This is a genomic window from Gloeocapsopsis sp. IPPAS B-1203, assembly GCF_002749975.1.
GTDB lineage: Bacteria > Cyanobacteriota > Cyanobacteriia > Cyanobacteriales > Chroococcidiopsidaceae > Gloeocapsopsis.
The window spans coordinates 301,105-325,299 of the sequence record NZ_PEIG01000004.1; the positions used below are offsets into that span (position 1 = coordinate 301,105).

Below are 24,195 nucleotides of genomic sequence, written 5' to 3' on the forward strand. Positions count from 1 at the left end.
CTAATACACTAATTTTAAGCTTGTCTTGCACTCACTCACTTGACTGTTTTAACTTATTGTTATTTTAGTTTGAGTATAGTAAATTTTACAAAATAATAATTAGTCCGCTATAATCTATATACTAATTAAAATTAACGTATTTGACAATTGATTCACAAAATAAATTTTCAAGTTAAAACTGATTTAACTGCTTCATCTCAAGTAATGGAGTGGTTTAAACAGCTCAATGAGCCTCCACTAGACAAGGTAGTTTGGTGGCAATATCAAACATTACTACAAGAAGCCTTTATCAATATTGTTGAACATGCTCATAAAGGACTACCACAGGAGACTCCGGTAGAACTAGAAGCTACAAGAAGCAACGAATTTATAGAAATCTTGATTTGGTCATACGGTTTAGCTTTTGACTTAGAGCAGAAGCTACAAGAAACCCCTGAAATTGAAGAAATTGAGGGTGAAAGAGGGCGTGGACTAAAAATTATGTCACTACTTGCAGATGAACTCAGCTATAAACGAGTAGAAGGCGATCGCTATTGTTTATATATAAAAAAATACTATACAAATTAAGTTAATAGTTCATTTAAGAAAGCTTGAATATGCATATGAGATGCGGTAATCTCTGCTAATAACTCATCCGTTCCTGTCAAATTTTGGGCGCGAGCTTTTTGTTCAAGTATGACAGTGGATGCGTACATTGTTTTTGCTCCAATGTTAGCACTTGCACCTTTAAGATGATGTGCTTGTTGCTCTACTTGCAGAAAGTCAGTAGATGCGATCGCGAGTTTTAATACTTCTAAACGAGCTTGAGTATCTTCAACAAACATCTGCAATAATTCAATTTCAAATTCTTTGCTACCTTCTGAAAGTTGATGCAGTTGTTCCCAATCAATCAAATCAAAAGAATCAGTTTTTGATGGTTGTACAGTTATTTCTGAGTCTAAATGACAACTCCAGTACTCTAAGATCGCGGCTAACTTTTCTTTTATGACTGGCTTGCTAAGATAATCATTCATCCCAGCATCAAGACACATTTGTTTGTCTTCTTTCATCGCATTAGCAGTCATGGCGACAATGATGGGCTGACGCTGATTAGCAAAACCTGTGTACTGACGACGAATTACTTGCGTTGCTGCAATACCATCGAGAATGGGCATTTGGCAATCCATTAAAATTAAGTCATAGGGAATTTTTTCGAGGAGTGCCAAAACTTCTTGCCCATTGGCAGCAACATCAGCGGTATATCCCAAAGATTGAAGTTGTTTGAGAGCAACTTTCTGATTAACTAAATTGTCTTCGGCAAGTAAAATTTTGAGTTTAGATGTACCATTTGATAATTCACGCTGAGGTAACTGCGAACTTACGATGAGATTATGATTTAGACTACTTGAACTTGGCTCAACGTAGTTTTCTAAGCAAGATATTACTTTATTGAGTAATTTATAAGGAATTTTTTCGAGGAGAGCTAAAACTTCTCTGCCATTTGTAGCGATATCTGCGGTGTAACTCAAGCTGCGGAGTTGCTGGAGAAATTGCTGCGAGTTACGTTCAACTGAAGGATAATTCTGATGACTAGCAGTTGTAGCAAGATGAGAGTTGAAAGAATTTGCAATATTGGTTATATCAAGTCTTTTGTTTAAAATGTTCATCATTGTGTCAAGCAACCGTGATGGTTTGACAGGTTTAACCAAGTAAGCTGCAAATCCAATTTTTTTTGCCTGCTGTACTTCATCATGTTGATTTGTAGAAGTGAGCATAATCAACGGTAAATCTGCCAGTAGGGAATTTCCTTTAATTTGTTCGCCTAACATCAAGCCATCGATTTCGGGCATTTGCATATCAACCAAAGCAAAATCATAGGGGATGTTTTGCTCACAAGCCTGTTGTATGAATTCCAAGGCAACCGCAGCACTATCAGCCTCATCAACATGTATACCCCAACGCGTCGCTTGATGGTAAACTACTTTGCGATTGGTTGCGTTATCATCGACAACTAGCAAGCGCAGATTGTGTAAATTACTCAGTCGTCCTGGTTGGGAAGGGTTGAGTTGTTTGACAAAAGGAATTTCAAACCAGAACTTTGAACCTATTCCCAATTGACTTTCTATACCAATCTCTCCGCCCATGAGAGTGATGAGTTGCTTGCAGATGGCAAGTCCTAAACCAGTACCACCATATTTGCGAGTCGTCGAAGCATCAACTTGAGTAAATGGTGCAAAAAGCTTGTGTTGATCTTCAGAACTGATACCAATTCCTGTATCTGCAACAGTAAAGCGAATGATTGCTGTAGTGTTGGTTTCTGATTGCAATTCTGCCCGTACTACGACTTCTCCATTGCTAGTAAACTTGATGGCGTTGTTAATTAAGTTAGTCAAGACTTGACGCAGCCTTCCTGCATCTCCTTGGAGGTAGGTAGGAACATTGCTGTAGATAAGTCCTGCAATTTCTAAGTTCTTGGTGTGGGCTTGGGGAGCAAGTAATTCTAATACTTCGTCGATACAGGTTGATAAATCAAAATTGAGAGTTTCTAACTCCATCTCTCCAGCTTCGAGTTTTGAGAGATCCAAAATCTCGTTGATTAAGCATAAAAGTGCATCTCCACTTGTGCGAATAATATTCAGAAAATCTCGCTGTTCGGGCGTGAGAGAAGTATCTAATAGTAAACCTGTCATTCCTAACACTGCATTCATCGGAGTGCGGATTTCATGACTCATATTCGCCAGGAAGGAACTTTTTGCTTGCGATGCTAACTCAGCTTGGTGATGTGCAACTTCGAGTTCTTGACGTTGAAGAGTTTCAGCTTCAAGCAGCTGGGCTTGAACTAAGGCAATACCTACTTGATCGGCAAGTTGACGGAGGAGATCAATTTCAAAGCGGTTCCATTGCCTGAAATTGGAACATTGATGAACAATAAGTAAGCCACACAATTCTTCTTTTAAGAGAATCGGAACGACTAAATTTGCTTTAACGCCGAATTGTTCGAGTATTTCAATGTGTTGCGGTTGAACGTCTAAGATTTCGATGTCTGCAATGTCTTGTGTTTTTAATTGACGGTATTGCTGGAGGCGATACTGCTGGTGATATTCTTCTTGGAAGTAGGAATCAGTGAGGTGTTGCCCGCGAATTGTTGGTAATCCAGGAACAACAGCTTCAGCAACAATGCTGCCAATACTATCAGGTGTGACGTGGTAGATCAAAACGCGGTCAGTTTGAAGAATATTTTGGACTTCAGTAACGGTAGTTTGAAGAATGTCTTCAATTTGTAGCGACTGACGAATTTTGAGCGTGATTTCAGTGAAGAGTTGCGATCGCTGTGTTTGCAGTTGCAGTTCTTCTTCTGTTTGTTTTTGTTCAGTAATATCAATTGCTACCCCACCAAGTAAGAGTTGTCCAGATGCATCTTTGATCGGAAACTTAAAGGATAGCCAATAACGTTCGCGTCCATCGGGGGTGGGAACACACTCGATTAACTCTATGGTTTGACCTGTTGCTAGAACTGCCAGATCGTTGTCACGCAACTGTTTTGCTGTTTCTGCTGGTAGCCAAGCAGCATCATCCTTACCTTGTAAATCAGCAAATTTTACACCAAACATCTGCTCCATTGGTTCATTGATGTAAATGTGACGTCCTTTAGCATCCTTAATAAACGCCATGACTGGGCTATTGTTCATAAAAGTTTTGAAGCGATTTTCACTTTCACGCAGTGCGGATAAAGCTTGTTCGCGTTCAGTAATATCGCTAGCAATTGTTAAAAACCCAGTGATATTTTTTTGAGAGTCGCGTAATGGTGTAACTGACAAAAGAACGGGAAAACGACTGCCATCTTTGCGAATGTAAGATAATTTATGTTCTTCAGTTTCGCCGTGGCGTGCCCTTGTCACCAATTCATCAAACAGCAAACTCATGACATTGCTTGACTCAGGAGGTTCGCCCACTATTTGGGCAATTTCATAAATATCGTGAAGTATGATGGGTGTTGTTTGACCAATAACTTCGGCTGGAGCGTACTTTAACCATTTTCGCGCGCACTGATTGAAAGTTGTTATCGTACCATCTAAAGCAGTGGAAATGATTGCGTAGTTGGCACTGTCTAAAATTGCGCGTTGCAGCGTCATTGTTTTTTGCAAAGTTTCCTCTGCCAGCTTACGCTTGATAAACTGACCGATTTGGCTACCAATCGCTGCCATCATTTGCAGCAAGTCTGCGTCGGGTTCTTGACTTTTGCGATTAAAGAACACCATGACACCCAGTTTCTCATCACCGCTGTGAATGGGAAAACCTAAAGCGCTGCGTAATCCAACTTTAGTGGCAATTGCTGTGCGGTGAAAATCAGGATCTTGGGTAATATCAGCAATCCAGAGTGGTTCTCTACTTGCCCAAACACGCCCAGGTAGCCCAACTCCAGGAGTAAATGTGGTCTGTTGTGCGATCGCTTCAAATTCTTCAGCAGCAGCAAATGGTAAATGCCAAGTGTGTACGCAATGTAATACATTTTGCGGATCAATACTCCACAGTTCGCTAAACTCCCACTCTAAGCTTTCGCAAACGGCTTGCAAAATTTTGGGAGTAGCAATACTCAGTGTTGCTGATTCTGCTAATACTTTTGTGATTGCGTGTTGTGTGACTAATCGCTGTTCGGCTCGTTTACGTGTAGTAATATCTATACCAGTGTTGACAACATACTCAATCTCATTTTGGTCATCCACAAGCATATTTCTTGACCAAGCAATCCAACGGTAACTACCATCCTTTGTTCTCCAGCAGCTTTCTTCCTCTTGGGGAAATTGATCGGCTTTCAGTTCGGTAAAGCTAGTTTTGACGACTTCTGCTTCTTCTGGTAGTAGAAATAAATTCCAGAAATACCTATCTCTGACTTCATCAAAGGAATAACCTGTGACTTGTTCGCAGGAAGTATTAAATCGCACAATTTGTCCTTGAGAATTAAGAACAAAAACCAGCGCGCTAGCCATATCAACTACCGCAGAAATGAAATTACGCTCTTTCTCAAGAGATGCTTCGATCTGCTTGCGTTGAGTAAATTCGGAATAGATTAAATAGTAGACATATGCCAGAATGACAAAAATGATTAAAATAGCGATCGCTAGTGTTACTAGTGTTTTACGTACACTTACTTGTTCTTGAGTAGATAATTGCTGTAGTAGTGCCTTTTCATTTTTCTCGATCTCGTTAATATGCTTACGGATATCATCCATAAGATATTTGCCGTGATGTGATGAAATTACTTCCAAAGCAGACGCAAATCCTTGTTTCCGTCGCAAATTAATGATTTTTTGGATCAGATCCAATCTCGTTTTGATGAGAGCTTCAACCGTCTTAATTTGTCTATAATTATTTAATCCTTGTAGTTCCTTTAACTGCTTTATTTTTAACGGAACATTTGTCAATGCTGTTTGATACGGTTCTAAATAAGATTTGTCTCCTGTAAGGACGTACCCTCGTTGTGCAGTTTCAGCGTCTTTGACGTATGAAAATAACTCTTCCCATGTGGTAATTTTCTTTTGGGCTATTGTGACCTGATTGCTATTATCAATTAGTTCTTTAATACTTTGGTATGAAACTGTACCAATTAAAACTAGAATTAGTGAGGCTAAGCCAAATCCTCCAGCAACCTTTTTAACAAATTGCTGACGCGTTTTCTGCGAACGAGTTTTTTGTGTATGAACCAGTAGTAAATTAGCTAAGTTACGTCGTAATTCAAGTTGCTTGATCACTTGGCGACCGAGAAGTCTAAGTGCTTCTATTTGTTCAGGGCTAAGATTTCGTGGTACTTGATCGACTACGCAGAGTGTTCCTAAGGCATAACCTTCAGGATTAACTAATGGTACACCAGCATAAAACCGGACAGGAGGTTCTGATGTGACAAATGGATTTGTTGCAAACCGTTCATCGGCTAGCGCATCCGGTACGATCATCACATCAGGTTCTAAAATTGCATGAGCACAAAAAGCAATGTCTCGTGGTGTTTCTAGCGCCTCTATCCCAACCTTGGACTTGAACCACTGCCGATTAGTATCAACTAGGCTGACTAAGGCGATCGGAGTTCCACAAATATATGCAGCTAAACGGGTAAGTTCATCAAAAGCAGCTTCATTAGGCGTGTCAAGAATTTTGTACTGTAGAAGTGCTTCAATTCTTTGGGCTTCGTTATTAGGTAGTGGTGCTTTCATGAACCTTTACTCGCGATCGTCAAACTCATTCTTTTGTCACATCGAAATAAATGAAAGAAGTTTGAGTATCGATTCTCAATCTGCAAGATTGAATGACAGCATCGAACGTAGCAATGCATGGGTACTGCAAAGCCAGCAGATATAGTTGAATTTAAACAAGTCAGCACCACAGTTGGCATGCAAAAACAAGAACTTAGATTTATAGTTCCCTAAAAAAAATCATTTCTCACACCCAAATTCAAAATTTGATTGGACTGTTGGATCGCTTGGCGACTGAAGTCGCAGCTAATTAAACTAAGACCACCTCCGTGGTCTAATCACTAAATATACTTATGCAGTGTGCGTAGGTAGGCTTTGTTTCTCTAGCCCTATTTAGTCTGTGGGAAGCAGGATTCATATTTGGTAACTAACGCTACGGTTTACAAGTGTCAATTGCTGCAGGATTATCTCCATCACGTTTTCATCGGTATGTGGTGGAGGATGCTATGCCAGAAGTTCTCTTCAAAGTTGACCTAAATAAACCATTTACTGAACAAGACTTAGTAGGTCATAATCGCTGGCATCCTGACATTCCTGCCATTGTGTCTGTTAATCCAGGAGCGGTATTTCGCATCGAATGTAAAGATTGGACAGATGGACAGATTAGTAACAACGATAGCCCCAATGATGTGCGTGATGTTGATTTAAGTATGGTTCACGTTTTGAGTGGACCTATTTGGGTAAATGGTGCGGAACCTGGAGATATCCTCGTCGTTGACTTGCTTGATGTGGGAACATTACCTGATTATGAATGGGGTTTTACAGGAATCTTCGCTAGAGAAAATGGCGGTGGTTTCTTAACAGAACACTTTCCTACCGCCCAAAAAGCAATTTGGGATATTCAAGGAATTTATACGCGATCGCGCCACATCCCCGATGTCAAATTTGCAGGAATTCCTCATCCTGGTTTAATCGGATGCGCCCCTTCAGCAGAATTACTGGCACAGTGGAATAAACGCGAAGCTGATTTAGTGGCAACAAATCCTAATCGAGTTCCACCGTTAGCAAATCTACCCAATCCGAAAAATGCAATTTTAGGTTCCCTCACAGGCGCAGAATACGATCGCGTCGCTCAAGAAGCCGCAAGAACTGTACCGCCCCGCGAACATGGCGGTAACTGCGATATCAAGAATTTATCAAAAGGTTCGCGGATTTATTTCCCTGTATACGTCGAGGGTGCAAAACTCTCAATGGGAGATATTCACTTTTCGCAAGGAGACGGAGAAATTACCTTCTGTGGTGCAATTGAAATGGCAGGGTATCTCGATCTTCATGTCGATTTAATCAAAGGTGGTGTTGCCAAATATGGACTCACAAATCCTATATTCAAACCAGGTCCAGTTGAACCAAGGTATTCTGAGTATCTAGTATTTGAAGGGATTTCTGTTGATGAATTTTCTGGCGAACAGTATTATCTTGATGCCCATGTTGCCTATCGTCGTGCTTGTTTAAATGCGATCGAGTATTTTAAGAAATTTGGCTACACAGGCGAACAAATTTATCTACTGTTAGGTTCTGCGCCTGTTGAAGGAAGAATTAGCGGAATTGTAGATATTCCTAATGCTTGTTGTACGATCGCCATTCCTACTGCAATTTTTGAGAGAAATGTTTTGCCATCATAACTGTTAGCGATTGGCAATTAGCTGTTAGCGATTAGCAAAAGAGAAGTATTTATGCCTTTATACGAGTTTCGTTGTGATACCTGTGGATCTTTTGAAACCTGGCGTAATATGGCACAAGCTAGCGAACCGATGCTGTGTCCGAGTTGTGATACATTAGCCACAAGAATTTACTCGGTAGCTGGTTTGATTCTGACACCTTCAGCTTTAAGTCGCCGAATTGACCAAAGTGCAGAACCAAAAGTTCAGCAGCGTCATTCACACTCACACTCCCATAGTCACAACCATCACAACGGGCGTCCTTGGATGATTGGTCATTAATTTACACTTTTTTGGCTAAAATTACATAGTCATCAACTGCATAATTTTTAAAATATGGAATTTTTAAATATTGGTTATGGAGAGGTTGCATAAACTTTTGGTTAGGTAAATTCTCTCTAGCAAATTCAGAGAAATTCTCTGTATATCCTCTTTTTCCAGTCGAAGTAATGTATTTGTACCACTCTAGAGTCAATTGTAGTTCATCTAAAAATAGTTTTATAACCTGTTGCTCTTTACTAATATCTTCGCAATGATAAGTGTCATATGCTCTATATAGTTTAGTTCCTTGTACAATTAATAAAATATAACCTTCAGATGCTAAACTTGTTGATATTATCTTTTTGTACGCTTTTAGAGCTTTATATCTTTGCACTTTTTCGTTAAAGAAACAGTGGCAAATTACTATAAAATTAAAGAAATTTTGTGGTAATTTATTTAGCTTTTCATAGCTCAAAATATCACTAGTATCAAACCTAAAATAAGTATTAGTATCTAGATGTTGTTCTACATATTGTTGCCAAAATTGCCTTCCATGCTGCTGTAGACTAGATTGCTTTTCTAAAGAATAGTAGCAAAAGGGTACTTGTGATGTTTGTAAAAAGTTTTTACTACTCTGCAAAAATAAAGCTAACCCATAAGCAACTGTACTAGGTCCAGCAGCAATATCTAATACAGTTAGCTGACTTGATAATAATCCAGATTTATAAATTAAGAACCAAGCAATGTATGTACAGTATACATTATCTAAAAAATACTGTAGAAAATAAACATGAGGAGTTAATTCTAAATTATATTGCGGATCTCTTCTGTTCCGTACTTCACTAATATCTGTACGTGCTTTGTTTATTGCGGTAGTTAAATGGAGTTCAGGTATTTTTTTGAACTCTTCTACCAAATAATTAGTTAAACTAGATTCAAACTCATCAAAAACAATCTGATCTATTCCAGTACAATGCAATTTATATTGATCTAAATCAGTTATTTTTAGTACGTTTGATATGTGTGCTATCAATTCTAACTTTGGTTTAAGTAAGCAGGTATTATAAGTTGACTGCTGTTGTTGTAATTCTTTGAGTAACTGCTCTTGAATAACGATTTGCTCGTAACTTAGATTCAATGCTGCTTCTTTTTGATCTATTTGTTGCTCTAAATCTTTAATTAAATATTCATCTGATTGAATTTGCAGTTCTACTAAACTGATTTTTTTCTCTCGGTGATTTAGTTGATGTTGTAAATTTTTAATTGTTCTTTCACTAGTAGATACTTGTTCTAATAAATCATGGTATTCCTGTTTATGAATAATAGTTACAATTTCTTGATTTTGCCTAGCTTCTATTAATTGTTGTCGTAAACTTAAAACTTCGCTTTCAGATACTACTAAACGTTCTTCTAACTCTAATTTTTCTTTAAAGGTTTTTTGAAGAGGAGAATATCTATTCTCTGCTTTTTGGGTTTTGTTTAGTATTTTCTTTGCTAAACCAGTATCTCCTTTGCCTAGAGCTTTATGGAATCGAAATCGTTGCCACCATGCTACGATTATTTTACTAATAAGTGAAGCCATCCTTACCTTCAATAATCTCTATATCTTTGAGAGAAGTTAATTTATCTTTGAATACTAAATAATTTACTTTCTCATTTTCATACCACCAAGCGTATTTTTGCTTAATTGTCAAAGCTTCCTGACGAGTTGTTGCTACAAGTAGGCGATTTTGACTAGAATGAAATTCTTGAATGACAATGCGATCGCCTATTTGAAGTTGATTGATAAAATTTGTGACGTCAGCTGGTAAAGTAGGAAGTAGTGGTGTAACAGTAATCGAAATTTTGGGGACGTAACCTTTTAAGGGATCAATATTTTTTTTAATTTTTGTTAAAGCATTAAAACGAGCTTTAATACTAGGCGATCGCGGTTCAAAATCTTTTCTGACTACTTCACTACCAGTAGGAATACTCATATTAATTCGTAAGTGCTTGAATCGCTGTAAAATATCAATATCTCTAGTAATGATTGGACTACGAGTTTGAATAACTAAAATTGGGCGATACTCTAGCATAACCTCTAGTAGTCGGCGAGTCAGTTGCTTTTTAGACTCTATCGGTTGGTAAGGATCAGTAACGCTACTCATGTAAATTTTAGGGAATTTTCCTGGATTTTTTTGACACCAGCGATTCAATTCTTTTTCTAAAACTTCTACAGCATTTTGCTTAATAATGACCCAGTTACCCCAATCTTGACGCATTTTTGGATTAGGACTAAATGCTACTGCATAACAATAGCTACATCCATACTGACAACCTCGATATGGATTCAGTGTAAAATCGTAAGCTGCGATAAATCCAGTTGCTTTTGTTAGTAGAGACTGAGTATTTTGTGAGTAAATATTGGCGTTACCGAATGTTTCTTTGACTAAAATGGTGGGGGTACTTTCGCAATATTTTTCATACTGAGGCTTAGTCATATTTATTTTAAATTAGATACCGTTGCAGCAACAGTTTTTTGCTGTTTGCTAGTTTAATTTTATACCTCCAACTTTGAGTCGTCGAATTGAACAAAGTGCAGAACCAAAAGTTAAGCAGCGCGATTCACATTCGCAGAATCACAATTATTACCACGGGCGTCCCTGGATGATTGGTCATTAAAATGAGATCGTATTTTCTCCGTTTTTAATCTTGATATTCGTCTGTACGATCATTTTGGTCAACCTAAGGACTCGATAACTGCCAGAGTTGGATGTCATAACACAGATGGTTATCGAAAATGGTGCGTGCTGCTAACCCTTCAACAATCGGCTTTTCTAGCCAACGATTAAATGCCCAACGCCCCAGTGAATGTAACGGTGGAAGTGCGATCGCCACTACATCAGCAATGTATTTAACAGTAGTCAGTCCAAAAGTACGGAAGTTATCAACACATAAATCAATTGTTGGCGCAACTTGAGTTGAGATGTCCTCAGACTTGATTAACTTAAAGCCAGCTTGGATCAAAGCCGCGTGAAGTTCGCTAGCGACATGACAATTAGAAAAAATGCCCTCTCGATATTCCGCATTAGAACGCATCATATCTGCAAGCAACAGGTAGCCACCATTACTTAATAAACGAACCGCACCTTGAGCTAAATCTTCAACGGCGATATATTGGCTACTTTCACTGAACAGAACTAGATCGTAGAAGTGTGAGGTGTGAAAATCTTCAAATCTTGTTAAATAGAAAGGTACTTGATTGTTAGTGTTTTTGATAAACCTTTCTTGTTGAAGTGCATCTGGTGCTAACCCCTCGACAATAAAACCGCGATCGCACAAATACGCGGCATTACCACCGATACCACAACCTACGTCAAGCACAGTTTTTATACCTTCTGGGATAAAACTGATTAACTTCGCTGCATAGGCTTCCTGCGCTGCACGCAAGCGAGTTAGAGTCAATTCCTCGCCTTTTTCAGGGAGTGGTTCCCAATACCCATAATGAAGATAGGAGGAATTTGTGAGTCCTATGTAATAGTCTATCGCTGCATTTTGGTAGCGAGTTGGTTTAGGAATATTAGTTGCTTTTGGCTTAGTCATTCAGGCATAAAGTAAGTTTTAGGTGATTAGGCTTGGCTGAAATTCTTCCCATCGTTTGCACACTTGTTCGTAACAGTTGAGTGGAGTAATCTTGAGCTGATGTAAGAAATTGACTTCAATTTGAGGATGAGCTTTTAGCATTAAAATAATGTCTTGATCAGGATTGTATGTTGCAACTGCGGGAAGAATGGCAGAGATTATTGATGAGCTAGTAGATTGCGATCGCAAGTAAAACTCAATCAGATTAGAAGGCATATATTGAAGTGCGAAGGGAGTTGTATCAAGATTTGTCATTGTATAAGTAACAGAGGTATCCACATCACAAATGACAACTCCTCGCCCAAATGACTGAAACCCTTGCCATGCTGTATAGCCTATTACTAGCAAATTATTATGAATAAAGTTATTTTGCCAGTAGCCAAAATTTCCTTGCCAGACACTATCAGATAATCGCACTCGCTTCCTCACTGTAGAGTGATAATCGTTTGTTAATTTTTATTAGAACTAGCAGCAATATTTAGGGGTGGAATCTTTGCTAAGATACTCTTTTTTAAGGGTTCTGGTCGTTCCGACCAAGGCAGAGAACCATCAGATTTAGTGTAGTATTGAGTTGCACATTCGAGGATCGCTGGCGCACTGCCCTCTTTTGGTAAATCTCCAAAAAGATAAGTTAACTTTCCTTCCCCAGCAAAGGCAATAACACAAGCACGATTGCAAGCACTCATACATTCTACGGCTTGAATGGAAAATTTATGCTGCAACTCCCAAGTTTGTGCTAATTCCTGAAGTTGTTGTAATAATTGTTGTCCCCCACTCTCACCAATGCGATTGCCATTTTGCCACACGCTGGCACAGGTCGTGCAGATAAATAAAGTATGTTTGTTCATTAATTTTGAAATATATAGAATGAAGTCTGAAGCGCAGACATGGCAACTTATCGTAGTTGTGCTGCGACTGTTTGATGCGATCGCAAGCCAGCAGAAATTCCGGCTGCATTAGAAAAATACGCGTTTCAGCTAAACCCCACTATTAAAATAGTGCTGTGCATTCAAGATCCGCACTTTGATTCAGTCACTTTAGTTCAATTGAATGATTCGACACTGGCAATTAATTAAGTAGGTGGGTATAACTATTTATCACACGTTCCGTTTTGTTGGGAGACGGGGGAACTGAATGACAGGGTAAATCGATATTCTTTGTCCTTCCTGAATTTCCCATTACCAATTACCTTTTACCAGCCTCTATGTTACGTTTTGGTCGGTAATTTGTAGCTTCTTGATAATATATTCTCAAGCAGACTGGATAAATTCTTATGCTAAAAATTATCTGTACCTCGCAGATAGATAGAGTTTTTTTCGGCGGGCATTCTGACTTTGAGACATAAATCTCATCACAGCTGCGGGACAATGCCGGATTTACACCGAGCTTTCCCCGTTACCTCTGATGGCTGACCCCCATCAGAACCGAATGATTGATTTCCTCATAATAGCATGATTTATAGTTCACAGTTTGGGCAATCTCACTAAGAAATAATGCATTCTAGTCTGCAGCGAACTTTATGAGCGAAAAACTAAGCTTATTAACATAACTTAATATTAGAATAATGTAAGTTACTACTTTTGCTTAACTTATGCCAAGCCGTCAGAAAGGCAGTAGCAATCGCATCGTTGTCATTGGTGCAGGAATTGGTGGACTTACCGCAGGTGCATTATTAGCACATCGAGGCTATCAAGTGTTAGTTGTCGATCAGGCATTAGTTCCAGGGGGTTGTGCTTCTACATTCAAGCGCAAAGGATTTACCTTTGATGTGGGCGCAACACAAGTAGCAGGACTCGAACCTGGAGGCATTCATCAGCGCATCTTTTCTGAATTAGAAATTGATCCACCACGCGCAACTCCTTGCGATCCAGCGTGCGCGGTGTATCTTCCTGGTGAAACACAACCAATTAATGTGTGGCGCGACGCCCAAAAGTGGCAAACAGAACGTCAACGACAATTTCCTGGTAGCGAACCGTTTTGGCAATTAATTGCAACTTTATTCAAAGCAAGCTGGGCATTTCAAGGACGCGATCCTGTTCTACCACCGCGCAACCTTTGGGATTTGTGGCAACTGACAACGGCGGTACGTCCTGGAACTTTAGTGACTTTGCCATTTACCTTGATGACAGTAGGCGATGCGTTGCGGGCATATGGACTAGGAAACGATCAACGATTAAGAACATTTTTAGACTTGCAATTAAAGCTTTATTCTCAGGTAGATGCAGAAGAAACCGCGTTACTTTATGCCGCGACTGCGTTGAGTGTCTCGCAGCTACCACAGGGTTTGTATCATTTGGAAGGTAGTATGCAGGTGTTGAGCGATCGCTTAGTAACTGCCTTAGAAAGAGATGGTGGCAAACTCCTGATGCGTCATACTGTAGAACATATTCAAGTACAAAATAACAAAGCAACAGGTGTTATTATTAGCGATCAAAAAGGTGAATCTTGGCTAGAACCAACTGATTGTGTAGTTGCTAACGCCACTGTCCAAAACTTAGTACAGTTATTGGGTGAGAATGCTCCAAATGGTTACAAAAAACGAGTAGATAAATTACCACAAGCATCAGGTGCATTTGTCATTTACTTGGGTGTAGAAGAGAGTGCAATTCCTACTGAGTGTCCTCCACATCTACAATTTATGTATGATGCTGATGGTCTGATTGGAGATAATAATTCACTGTTTGTGTCTGTCAGTCGTCTAGGTGATGGTCGCGCCCCAGTAGGTAAAAGAACAATTATCGCTTCTTCGTTTGTCGAGCCGTTACCTTGGTGGCGTTGTCATGATTATGAGGCAATGAAAGCAAAGTATACCCAAGAGGCAATTACTAAACTTGGTCAATTCTTTCATTTAACACCAGAAACGATTATTCATGTAGAAGCCGCAACACCGCGCACCTTTGCCCGATATACAGCAAGAGATCAAGGTATCGTTGGTGGTATTGGTCAACGAATACCAACTTTTGGTCCTTTTGGCTTTGCAAATCGAACTCCCATCAAGCATTTGTGGTTAGTTGGTGATTCAACACATCCAGGGGAGGGAACTGCAGGTGTCAGTTACTCGGCATTAACAGTCGTTAGGCAAATTGAGAGCTTTTGAACAACACTAGTCACTAGATACTCTTTCACTCGCTCCGGACTTCGTCCCGCTGCGCTAACGCCCCTCACTCCTCGCTCCTTATTAGGCTGCTGTCGGTTGCTTCATTTGCGATTCTAGAATTGAGCCGTAAAGGTTACTGTTACGCATCAACTCTTCATGAGTTCCCTGGGCGACTAAGTGGCCTTTATCCATAAGTAAAATGCGGTCTGCGTTGCGGATCGTGCTGATTCTTTGGGCAATGACAAACGACGTGCAAGTCTTGCCTCGCATTAAGTCATCTAAAGCATCTTGAATATCAGCAGCAGTTTTCGCATCAACTGCGGAGGTACTGTCATCGAGAATTAAAATCCGGTAATTAGTTAAAAGAGTGCGCGCGATCGCAATTCTTTGTTTTTGTCCTCCTGATAGCCCCACACCTCGTTCGCCGACAATTGTGTCGTAACCGTCGGGTAAACTAGCAATAAAGTCGTGAATTTGGGCAGTTTTAGCAACATTGATGACTTTTTCTAGAGGAGCATCAGGTGCAGCATAGGCAATATTATCGCGGAGCGTACCAGAAAAGAGTGTTGTTTCTTGAAAGACAATGCCGATGTGCGATCGCAAGCTTTCTAAAGAAAAATCGCGGACGTCACGTCCATCAATTCTGACTGCACCTGCGGTGACATCATAGAAGCGAGGAATCAAATTCATGATCGTACTTTTACCCGAACCAGTCATGCCAAGGATGGCAATTAATTCTTGAGGTTTGGTTTCAAAAGAAATGCCTTTAAGAGCTTCTGTCGTCGCCCCAGGATAGCGGAAATGGACATTTTCAAAGGTAATACGACCGCCGCATTTTTCAAACGGTACAGCACCAGGGCGATCGCGAATTTCAATTTCTGCATCGACAACTTCATAAACTCGTTCAGCAGAAGCAGCAGCTTGGGCGATCGCTGGAGCAGCAAAACCAATTAGTAAAATAGGTTGGAGAATAAATAATAGGTAGGAGTTAAACGCGACTAATTCCCCAATCGAGAATGTACCGCCAATGACTTGAATGCCACCGACACCAACAACAACAACTGTAATCAGGTTACTGAGTAGAAAGATCCACGGAAACGCATTGCGAATTGCTGCGATCGTCCGCATACTTACTTTGATCAATTCGTTGTTTAACTGTGTGTAGCGTGTCATTTCTACAGGTTCGCGGACAAAGGCTTTGACAACACGAACACCGAAGATATTTTCTTGTAAGATTGCGTTAAGGTCTCCCAGTCGTTCTTGCACTTGACCAAACAGCTTTTGATTTTTTCTGAGAAACTGTGCCAGGATCAGTGCAGCGATTGGAACTAAGCCCAAGGTAATCAACGCTAGTTGCCAATTCATTAAAATGAGAATTGTTGCGATGGTCACTAAAGTTACAATAGCACCAACGACCTGAATTAAGCTTGTCCCGACAAACGTGCGAATTTGTTCAACATCACTCGTGATGCGCGTTAATAACTGCGAAGTTTGTGCTTGATCGTGATAACTAAAACTGAGATTTTGAATCTTTCTAAAAATTCTGTTGCGTAAGTCGTAGGCGACGCCTTGAGACACCTTTTCTGCCAAAAAAGTCTGTCCAAAATTAAACAAACCTCGACCGATCGCCACTAAAACCATTGCGCCAGCAACTTTAAAAATCACTTGATAGTCAAAGCGGGCAATACCGTCATCAATACCCCAGCGGAATAATTGTGGAGTAATCGCATTCGCAGCTGTTAGTAGTAACAAGCTAACTAATGCTCCAGTAGCAATCAGCCAGTAAGATTTGAGACTTCCTAGAACGCGGTTAAGAGATTGCATAAAATATTGTGTACTACATCTTTATTTATAATTAAATGCGAACGCTTTGGTGTACTAGAGATGAGGAGGAGCCGCTTTTTTCGTGCGGAGGTGTCCTCCGTTGTAGCAAGTGGCGTCAAACTGGCGTTGAGGGGCTAGCAAACTCAGGACAATTTTTCTGAGTTTTTCCCTGAGATCAAATCAGGGCTTTTAACTGTTTAATAGTAACCATGCAGGGTAAAGAACGCAGATGAGTGCCAACGAGCAATACTACAGAGTTCTAGGACTAGAACCAGGAGCAACACTCGAAGAAATTAACCAAGCTTATAAAGATTTGGCATTTATTTGGCATCCGGATCGGATTCCTAAAGATAATCCGCGACTGCAACAAAAAGCAAACGAGTTCCTCAAAGAAATCAATACAGCACGCGATCGCCTGCGAGCCTATTTACAACAAAAACCCAAAGCAACTCCACCAAACGCCTCACCATCACCGTCATATCGCCCTCCTCGCCCACAATCAAGTGAGACTCGATATTGGGGTGCAGATTTTAAACGAGCCAACTTGAAAGAAAGAGATCTCTCAGGGCGAGATTTTCGCAACGCTAATTTTACAGGTGCGAATCTGAGCGATGCATTTATGCATAAAGTTAATCTCAGTGGCGCAATTTTGTTTCAAGCAAACTTGTTTCGTGCCAATCTTTTGCAAGCTAACCTGAGTCATGCTAACCTCCGAGAAGCCAATTTAGTCGGTGCAGATTTAAGTGGTGCAGATTTAAGTGGTGCAGATTTGCGCGGGGCGCGTGTTGGAGTTGGCGATCGCATTTTTGTCAAACTCACAGGTGCTCGTCTCACAGGTGCAATTATGCCTGATGGTACAGTTCATCAGTAGATGGTAATGGGTAATTGGTAATTGGTAAATGCCTCAAAGCAATACAAGTCGCGAATTGATCTCATCACTGGAAACTGACGGTGTTCGGTTTGTGCGGATTTTGTGGTGTGACAATGCTAATATCATTCGTGGCAAGGCTGTACACATAGGAATGCTATCACATTACATCGAACACGGTGTCGGTATTTCAGCAGGGCAGCAAGGTGTACCCGTGATGTACGATGCAGTCATGCCAGATAGTGGGTTAAGTCCTGTTGGGGAAATTCGCTTAGTTCCCGATTGGTCTAACTTAATACTTTTACCCTATGCAAATGGTCATGCTCAAGTCATGGGAGACATGATCTACAATAGACAACCTTGGGCATTGTGTCCTCGAAATTTTCTCAAGCGCATGATTGATATAGCTGCTAGTGAGGGAATAGAAATTCAAGCAGCGTTTGAAAATGAATTTTATCTCCTCCAGCAAACCGATAATCTTGTTCCGGTAGATGAAACACTGTTTGCTGCTGCTGTGGCGATGGATATTAACCGCGAGGTAATTGATGACATTGCGGAAGCATTAATTGCCCAAAAAATTCCTGTCGAACAGTATTATCCTGAATCAGGTTTTGGACAACAAGAAATTTCTATACGCTACGGTTCAGCATTGATTGCTGCTGATCGACAAATCGTCTTTAGAAATACAGTGCGGGCGATCGCCTTCAAACACCGTCTTAAAGCATCGTTCTTACCTAAAATCTTTCCTGATGCTGCGGGTAGTGGTTGTCATCTCCACTTAAGCTTATGGCGTGACGGCAAAAATTTAGTTCCATCAGAAGGTATAGAAGGACTATCTTCTGTCGCCAGGGCATTCATTGCCGGAATCTTACATCATCTTCCCGCACTGATGGCAATAACAACTCCTAGCCCTAATTCTTATCGTCGCTTGCGTCCTCATTATTGGAGTGGTGCTTTTCGTTGTTGGGGAATTGATAATCGCGAAGCTGCAATTAGAGTCCCCAGCGATCCAGAAGATCAGTATCCCACTCAGTTTGAATTTAAAACTGTAGATGCTACCTCTAATCCTTACTTGGCTTTAGGTGCTGTCATTGCTGCTGGAATTGATGGAATCCGCCACAATTTGACGCTTGGAGAATCAATCAATGTCGATCCAGGACTCTTATCACCAACAGAATTACAAAAACGTGGTATTGACCGATTACCAAAAAATTTAGCAGAAGCGATCGCTCACCTCAAACAAAATACTACTCTTCTAAGTGCCTTAAATCCACACCTAGCTCAAGCCTTCTTAGCAGTGCGACAAGCTGAATGGGAAGCGATGCAGAATTTCGATTTAGCAGCAGAAGTCAAACTCTTGTTAGAGCGATACTAGTGGCAAGGTGCCTACTTATATTTATACTATTGGATGTAACTTTTTAGACAAAAGAGGGCATAAATAAAGGTAGTCTCACTGTAAGTATTGATTGCCTAATTGCTATGACCTATTGTTTGAGAATTGCAGATATACCAACAACTGAAAGACCACGCGAGCGATTGTTAGCTCATGGTGCTAACAATTTAGCAACAGCAGAACTAATTGCCATTTTACTAGGTACAGGTCAAGGACAGGGAAAGCTTTCAGCAGTAGGTTTAGGGCAATATATCTTACAAGAACTAAGTAAAAATCAACGCGATCCGCTGGCTGTTCTCAGGGAAATAACTCCTCAAGAACTTATGCAAATTCACGGAATTAAGTCAGCTAAAGCTGCAACAATTGTAGCTGCGGTTGAACTGGGTAAACGAGCGTTTCAATCTCGTCCTCTAGAACGCACTGTCATTGATAGTCCAGCTGCTGCAGCAGCGACTTTAAGTCAAGATTTAATGTGGCAAGCACAAGAACGTTTTGCTGTGTTGCTTCTAGATGTTAAAAACCGACTCATTGGTACTCAGGTGATTACAATCGGTACAGCAACCGAAACCTTAGCCTCTCCCAGAGAAATTTTTCGAGAAGTCATTCGTCAGGGTGCAACAAGAGTGATTGTTGCTCATAATCATCCTTCAGGAAATGTAGAACCGAGTCCTCAAGACATTGAATTGACAAGACAACTATTAGCTGGAGCGCAGTTTTTAGACGTTCCTTTGTTAGATCATCTCATTTTAGGTGACGGTAATCATCAAAGTCTCCGCGAAATTACAACTTTATGGGATGAGTATCCACAGGAATAAATCTAAACTTCTTTTCCTATCTTGTACTTTAGAATATATGCCCAAAAAAATTAAAATTAGAGAACTTAAGGCAATGTTGAGGAAGTCAGGCTTTATCTGTTGCTGCCATACAACATTACCTTAGCTGGTAATGACGGAGACGATGCACAGCGTTATCAAGAAAAAGATGTTCGTAATGTGCAAGAAGTGAAACAGCCTGGAGGGGAAGATGACACCACACTATAGTATCCTTATTCAGTGGAGTGACGAAGACCAAGTATATATCGCTTCGTTACCTGAGTTTAGTCCATACGTTCGTACTCATGGCAATACTTATCAAGATGCCTTAGAAAGTGCGGAGGAACTTTTAGAAACAATGTGCTTGCATTATCAAGACCAAGGTAAAGCACTACCACAACCAGCACTTGCAGGATAATTTATGTACTATTGGTACACAAATGATGAAACAAGGTTACACCGGATAACCATCAGTAATGTCCAAAAGACTTCCCCAACCTCGAATCATCCGCCAGAGCAATCGAAACGTGTCTAGAGGATGAATACCCACAGGGAAATTGAAAATATACGTACTTGTTAATCACTCTCTATTATATTAATTTATACCGCTACGGATGATTAGCGCAGTGGTAGCGCGCAGGATATCCTATTTACACTTTTAAAACTCCTGGCTCTTGTTGTAAAGGCAGCACATCGACTATATCTGTTTGAGCGCAGTATTTTAGATCTTCGTAACACTCCAAGCGGAGTAAGCGCTTACCATGACTGGCATGATGAAACAATCCTAAGAGATTATTTTGCCATTGGGTATAAAGCGCGATCGCTCCCATAACTTCATCGTTTCCGGCTAACTCTTCTAAAGGTAATTCGGTTTGCTGCCAAATACTATGGGCGATCGCGCCAGCACATGCTGTATCTTCCAGTGAAAAACTTCCTTCCCAACCAGAACCCACAATCCATAATATTTCTGGTTGCTGAGCCATAATGTACTTGACAACAGCCGCACGGTTAATAAAAGCAGCAGCTGTTACAGCAGCAGCATGTTGTACTCGTTGTAGTGCGCGGGTTCCGTTCGTTGTACTGATAAACAATCGGCGTCCTTGGACGCGCTCTGGTGTACAATCAAGAGGAGAGTTGCCCATATCAAAGCCTGCTACTTTAGCGCCGCCACGTTCTCCTGCTCGCAGTCTTTTTTCGGCTGACCAAGCTTCACTTACCTGTATCAACTGATCTAAATCGCTAAACACTTGCACTGCTTCAGCGCCAGCTGCCAATACAGTAGCAATTGTCGTTGTTGCACGTAGTACATCGACTGCGATCGCACAGTCTGGTACTTTATCCTCTGGAGTCAGTTCGGGAGTGTGGTAAATGAATAGTTTCACAACCTAACAATCACTGCAATCAAAACTTTGGTCATCTTACCAAATCATATGGCTATTCTGACACCTAAAATTTCTAACTTTTTTCAGCAACATTCTTATTTCGTATATTTATTAACATATATCTCCTGGGTTATTCAATACTTACCATAAGATCTTTTCGTAGGTAGATGCTACAAATGCCAAAACTTGGTTTAATAAAAATTGTTGAATAGTTTATTTACACAAAAGATTATGAGTTGGCTAAAAAGACTTTTTGGACTTGATAGACCAAAGAACGCACCGTCTTTTAGTACAAAACCGCAACCGCAAGCAGGAGCTACTACCCAACAAGTTCCTCCTGAGCGCATGGGCTTAAATGGAGAATACGATCAAAGCGGTTTAGCAAAACGAGTCGCTTTAGCATTTGATCAAGATTCAACTATTGATGATATTGATACTCTGTATGTAGCACAAACAGGTAGCACAGTTGTCTTAAAAGGTAGAGTTCCCAATCAAGAAATTCTTAACAAGATGGTTTCAGTCGCACGAGGAGTTCACGGTGCAACCTCTGTAGAAACTAACCAAGTAACAATTGGCTAAATTGTTTGAAATTTATTGGATTGGATAGTTCAGTGATGTAAATACCAAACTGTGTGGCAATAAATCTTCCACTTTATATAACTCTCTATAATAATCACTATAGAGAGTTGTTTCATAAATTAGTTACTATTAGTTAGCAGTGATTTTTATGTAATAGAAGCAAAAGAATTCTTTGAGTCGCTTGCTGTCTGTAAAAAACTATTTATCCAATTTAAGATTGCTAGGTTGACTTCCTCAGGGCATTCGTCGTGCGGGCAGTGTCCTGCATTCTTTAGCTGTAAAAGCTGCACCTGCGGATTGTATGCTATGAACTTTTGTGCTAATTTTGGGGGAACCATCCGGTCTTGTTCTCCCCATATTAGTAACATTGGTACTTCAACAGAAGGTAGTAATTTTTTGACGCTAATGCCGTTAGCACTTGATATTGCTTTAATAGTTGCATAAAATGCTTGCGCCGAACCTCGGTCTTGTGCTGGACCTATTAGTATATCTACCAATTCATCAGTGACTGCAGTAGGGTTAGCATAGGCAATTGATGCCCATCGCCGGACGATTGATGGTCTGTTGATTAAGCGAAATGCAGTTTTTAGGATTAGTGGTGAAGCAACCAGCGATTTGATTGTTTGCACAACCGGTCTTAAAGCAGCAGGAATCACTTCTTCTTCCAAAGATGGATCGGGTAAACTTAACATCACAATTCCTTGTACCATCTCTGGATGACTTGCAGCAGCAGCCAGCGACACGAGTGAACCAATTGAATTACCGACTAGAACAACCGGATGGCGAATAAACGTTCGCCAAAAGTCGTAAACCTGCTCAACCCAAAGCGTAATCTGATAATTTGCTGCAGCTTTCTCAGAAGCGCCAAAACCTAGCATGTCAATTGCATAAACAGTATGCGATTCCCCAAGTACGTTAAGATTTTGCCTCCAGTGCCCAATTGAAGTGCCAAAACCATGAAGTAAAAGAAGTGGTTTTGTTTCGGGGAGTTGCTTTTTTGGTCGAATATAGGTATATCGAGTTTGCCATCCCCGCCAAACCCAGTCTCTTTGACTGCCAATTCTTTGTTGCCAACAATCACCGATCGCACTCATTCTGTTTAAAATAAATTTACAAAAATCTCTTAAGATTTTATTTAAATTTTAGCGAAAGGCAAGCAAACATTGCATCTATTTTAGCTAATACTGTCTGCCCGTCCTAAAATGTAGGATTTACCCTACCCCCACTCAGCTTAAAAATTTGCTAAAGTGTTGTTCGAGTACCAAACATAGTCTTCTGTTTGCTAAAGATTAATGACACTCAATACCACTTCTTACTGAGTTTAGCTAAACTTTAATTGATATAGTGCCACAAGCATTATTCTGCGCTTATTTAAGCTAAAAGTAAGGCTGGTTTTTCCAAACAGTTGCTCTTGATTATTAACGCCTGTGATTGACAAAAGAAAAAATCGCGATCTCACCTTAACTAACGAACAAATTCGCTTTCCCAAAATTCGGGTCATAGACACCGATGGAGCGCAACTTGGACTTCTATCGCCACGAGAAGCTTTGCAAATAGCAGAAGAGAAAGAGCTTGATCTCGTCCTCCTCAGCGACAAAGCCGATCCCCCTGTTTGTCGAATTATGGACTACGGCAAGTATAAATTCGAGCAAGAGAAAAAAGCACGGGAAGCTCGAAAAAAGCAGCATACTGCTGACGTCAAAGAAGTTAAGATGCGCTACAAGATTGAGGAACACGACTACAAAGTACGGGTTAACCAAGCACAGCGCTTTCTCAAAGATGGCGATAAAGTGAAAGCTACTGTGATGTTCCGAGGTCGTGAAATCCAACACAGCGACCTAGCGGAAACTTTGCTAAAACGGATGGCAACGGATTTAGAGCAAGTAGGAGAAGTCCAGCAAGCGCCGAAAAAAGAAGGTAAAAACATGATGATGCTAATAGCTCCGAAGAAGTAATGTTGTCATAAATCTATACAACTTAGTGCTATTAATTGTGATGAGTGATTTGCCACTCATCACTTATTTTTAGTTTGTTTTGGCTTGTTGCGTGGTCAGCCAGTTACATCATTAAATCTTAACCTGCTTGATAACCTTCAACTGTGTGACCAGCAGCAACGATCGCTTGTTTGATGGTTTCTTCAGAAGCTTCAGATTCTACTGTCACTGTCTTTGCGTTGACATCGACATTGACTTGCGCGTCGGGTTCCATTGTATTGATAGATTCTCTAATTGTTTGCGCACAACCATCACAGACAATACTTGGAACGTTGAGTTTAAGAGCCATAACTAAATAAATTCGATCAAATTCAGAATTTTCCAAATGAATATTTTACAGTCCTGAGCACGTTGAGTTCATGAACCCTTAGCTAGATTATTTGAGATACATCCACTACGGGTGGCTACAATCACAACCAAAATGCAAAAATATATGAATTAAGACTGACGCCGAAAGGAACCGAAAGAATTGTTTCGGTTGG

At 40.3% G+C, this 24,195-nt stretch carries 21 protein-coding genes and 1 riboswitch; of the genes, 11 read left to right on the forward strand and 10 right to left on the reverse strand.

All coding sequences use genetic code 11. The features are described 5' to 3' along the window. The first annotated feature begins 147 nt into the window (after positions 1-147). Positions 148-567 (forward strand): ATP-binding protein, encoded by a 420-nt coding sequence (locus CSQ79_RS09480; protein WP_099700941.1) that lies wholly within the window; start codon positions 148-150, stop codon positions 565-567. Here the strand turns inward: CSQ79_RS09480 and CSQ79_RS09485 are convergent. After that, the gene (locus tag CSQ79_RS09485; RefSeq protein WP_099700942.1) at positions 564-6,185 is read right to left on the reverse strand and encodes a PAS domain S-box protein; all 5,622 of its coding nucleotides are present in this window, start codon (positions 6,183-6,185) and stop codon (positions 564-566) included. The two genes, CSQ79_RS09480 and CSQ79_RS09485, sit on opposite strands and share 4 nt — an antisense overlap. A 485-nt stretch (positions 6,186-6,670) precedes the next feature. On the opposite strand from CSQ79_RS09485, the gene fmdA reads away from it, so the two are divergent. Together fmdA and CSQ79_RS09495 are read left to right on the forward strand one after the other, a co-directional pair. Further along, a complete protein-coding gene (gene fmdA / locus CSQ79_RS09490) occupies positions 6,671-7,846 on the forward strand; it encodes a formamidase (RefSeq protein ID WP_099701028.1) in 1,176 nt (391 codons plus the stop codon). Between the two features lie 51 nt (positions 7,847-7,897). Then, complete coding sequence (locus CSQ79_RS09495) at positions 7,898-8,164, forward strand: FmdB family zinc ribbon protein (protein ID WP_099700943.1); 267 nt, start codon at positions 7,898-7,900, stop codon at positions 8,162-8,164. A 1-nt stretch (position 8,165) separates the two neighbouring features. Here CSQ79_RS09495 and CSQ79_RS09500 read toward each other — a convergent pair whose 3' ends face one another. From CSQ79_RS09500 to CSQ79_RS09525, 5 genes are all read right to left on the reverse strand, one after another. Continuing rightward, positions 8,166-9,725 (reverse strand): photosystem II assembly protein, encoded by a 1,560-nt coding sequence (locus CSQ79_RS09500; RefSeq protein ID WP_099700944.1) that lies wholly within the window; start codon positions 9,723-9,725, stop codon positions 8,166-8,168. Then, a complete protein-coding gene (locus tag CSQ79_RS09505; protein WP_099700945.1) occupies positions 9,709-10,623 on the reverse strand; it encodes an SPL family radical SAM protein in 915 nt (304 codons plus the stop codon). Before CSQ79_RS09505 ends, CSQ79_RS09500 begins: the two co-directional genes overlap by 17 nt. Before the next feature lie 244 nt (positions 10,624-10,867). Further along, a complete protein-coding gene (locus CSQ79_RS09515; protein WP_099700946.1) occupies positions 10,868-11,725 on the reverse strand; it encodes a class I SAM-dependent methyltransferase in 858 nt (285 codons plus the stop codon). Between the two features lie 18 nt (positions 11,726-11,743). Further along, positions 11,744-12,181, reverse strand: coding sequence for a hypothetical protein (locus CSQ79_RS09520; RefSeq protein WP_099700947.1), 438 nt, complete (start codon positions 12,179-12,181; stop codon positions 11,744-11,746). A gap of 32 nt (positions 12,182-12,213) precedes the next feature. After that, positions 12,214-12,612, reverse strand: a complete 399-nt coding sequence (locus tag CSQ79_RS09525) for a DUF1636 family protein (RefSeq protein ID WP_289500978.1) — start codon at positions 12,610-12,612, stop codon at positions 12,214-12,216. 453 nt (positions 12,613-13,065) lie between these two features. Beyond that, a riboswitch (cobalamin riboswitch) is annotated at positions 13,066-13,206 on the reverse strand. 149 nt (positions 13,207-13,355) lie between these two features. Between CSQ79_RS09525 and crtD the strand changes: the two genes are divergently transcribed. After that, on the forward strand, positions 13,356-14,861 hold the full coding sequence (gene crtD / locus CSQ79_RS09530; protein WP_099700949.1) for a C-3',4' desaturase CrtD: 1,506 nt from the start codon (positions 13,356-13,358) through the stop codon (positions 14,859-14,861). An 81-nt stretch (positions 14,862-14,942) separates the two neighbouring features. Here the strand turns inward: crtD and CSQ79_RS09535 are convergent, their stop codons facing one another. After that, positions 14,943-16,685: an ABC transporter ATP-binding protein gene (locus CSQ79_RS09535; protein ID WP_099700950.1), complete on the reverse strand. Its 1,743-nt coding sequence runs from the start codon at positions 16,683-16,685 to the stop codon at positions 14,943-14,945. Positions 16,686-16,914: 229 nt separating this feature from the next. Here CSQ79_RS09535 and CSQ79_RS09540 point away from each other — a divergent pair, with 229 nt between their 5' ends. From CSQ79_RS09540 to CSQ79_RS09560, 5 genes are all read left to right on the forward strand, one after another. Then, the gene (locus tag CSQ79_RS09540; RefSeq protein ID WP_099700951.1) at positions 16,915-17,556 is read left to right on the forward strand and encodes a pentapeptide repeat-containing protein; all 642 of its coding nucleotides are present in this window, start codon (positions 16,915-16,917) and stop codon (positions 17,554-17,556) included. Positions 17,557-17,584: 28 nt separating this feature from the next. After that, positions 17,585-18,928, forward strand: a complete 1,344-nt coding sequence (locus tag CSQ79_RS09545) for a glutamine synthetase family protein (protein ID WP_099700952.1) — start codon at positions 17,585-17,587, stop codon at positions 18,926-18,928. A gap of 104 nt (positions 18,929-19,032) precedes the next feature. Further along, entirely contained in the window at positions 19,033-19,761 is a 729-nt protein-coding gene (gene radC / locus CSQ79_RS09550; RefSeq protein WP_099700953.1) for a RadC family protein, read from the forward strand. A gap of 99 nt (positions 19,762-19,860) precedes the next feature. Beyond that, the gene (locus CSQ79_RS09555; protein ID WP_289500982.1) at positions 19,861-19,986 is read left to right on the forward strand and encodes a hypothetical protein; all 126 of its coding nucleotides are present in this window, start codon (positions 19,861-19,863) and stop codon (positions 19,984-19,986) included. Beyond that, the gene (locus CSQ79_RS09560) at positions 19,970-20,176 is read left to right on the forward strand and encodes a type II toxin-antitoxin system HicB family antitoxin (RefSeq protein ID WP_099700954.1); all 207 of its coding nucleotides are present in this window, start codon (positions 19,970-19,972) and stop codon (positions 20,174-20,176) included. The genes CSQ79_RS09555 and CSQ79_RS09560 overlap by 17 nt, the downstream gene beginning before the upstream one ends. Positions 20,177-20,408: 232 nt before the next feature. On the opposite strand, the gene CSQ79_RS09565 is transcribed toward CSQ79_RS09560, so the two are convergent. Next, positions 20,409-21,140 (reverse strand): 2-phosphosulfolactate phosphatase family protein, encoded by a 732-nt coding sequence (locus tag CSQ79_RS09565; protein WP_099700955.1) that lies wholly within the window; start codon positions 21,138-21,140, stop codon positions 20,409-20,411. Between the two features lie 231 nt (positions 21,141-21,371). Here CSQ79_RS09565 and CSQ79_RS09570 point away from each other — a divergent pair, with 231 nt between their 5' ends. Beyond that, on the forward strand, positions 21,372-21,719 hold the full coding sequence (locus CSQ79_RS09570) for a BON domain-containing protein (protein ID WP_099700956.1): 348 nt from the start codon (positions 21,372-21,374) through the stop codon (positions 21,717-21,719). 146 nt (positions 21,720-21,865) lie between these two features. On the opposite strand, the gene CSQ79_RS09575 is transcribed toward CSQ79_RS09570, so the two are convergent. Continuing rightward, entirely contained in the window at positions 21,866-22,813 is a 948-nt protein-coding gene (locus CSQ79_RS09575) for an alpha/beta fold hydrolase (RefSeq protein ID WP_099700957.1), read from the reverse strand. A gap of 333 nt (positions 22,814-23,146) precedes the next feature. On the opposite strand from CSQ79_RS09575, the gene infC reads away from it, so the two are divergent. Then, complete coding sequence (gene infC / locus CSQ79_RS09580) at positions 23,147-23,674, forward strand: translation initiation factor IF-3 (RefSeq protein WP_099700958.1); 528 nt, start codon at positions 23,147-23,149, stop codon at positions 23,672-23,674. A 118-nt stretch (positions 23,675-23,792) separates the two neighbouring features. On the opposite strand, the gene CSQ79_RS09585 is transcribed toward infC, so the two are convergent. Next, entirely contained in the window at positions 23,793-24,002 is a 210-nt protein-coding gene (locus tag CSQ79_RS09585; RefSeq protein ID WP_099701029.1) for a heavy-metal-associated domain-containing protein, read from the reverse strand. Positions 24,003-24,195 lie beyond the last annotated feature (193 nt).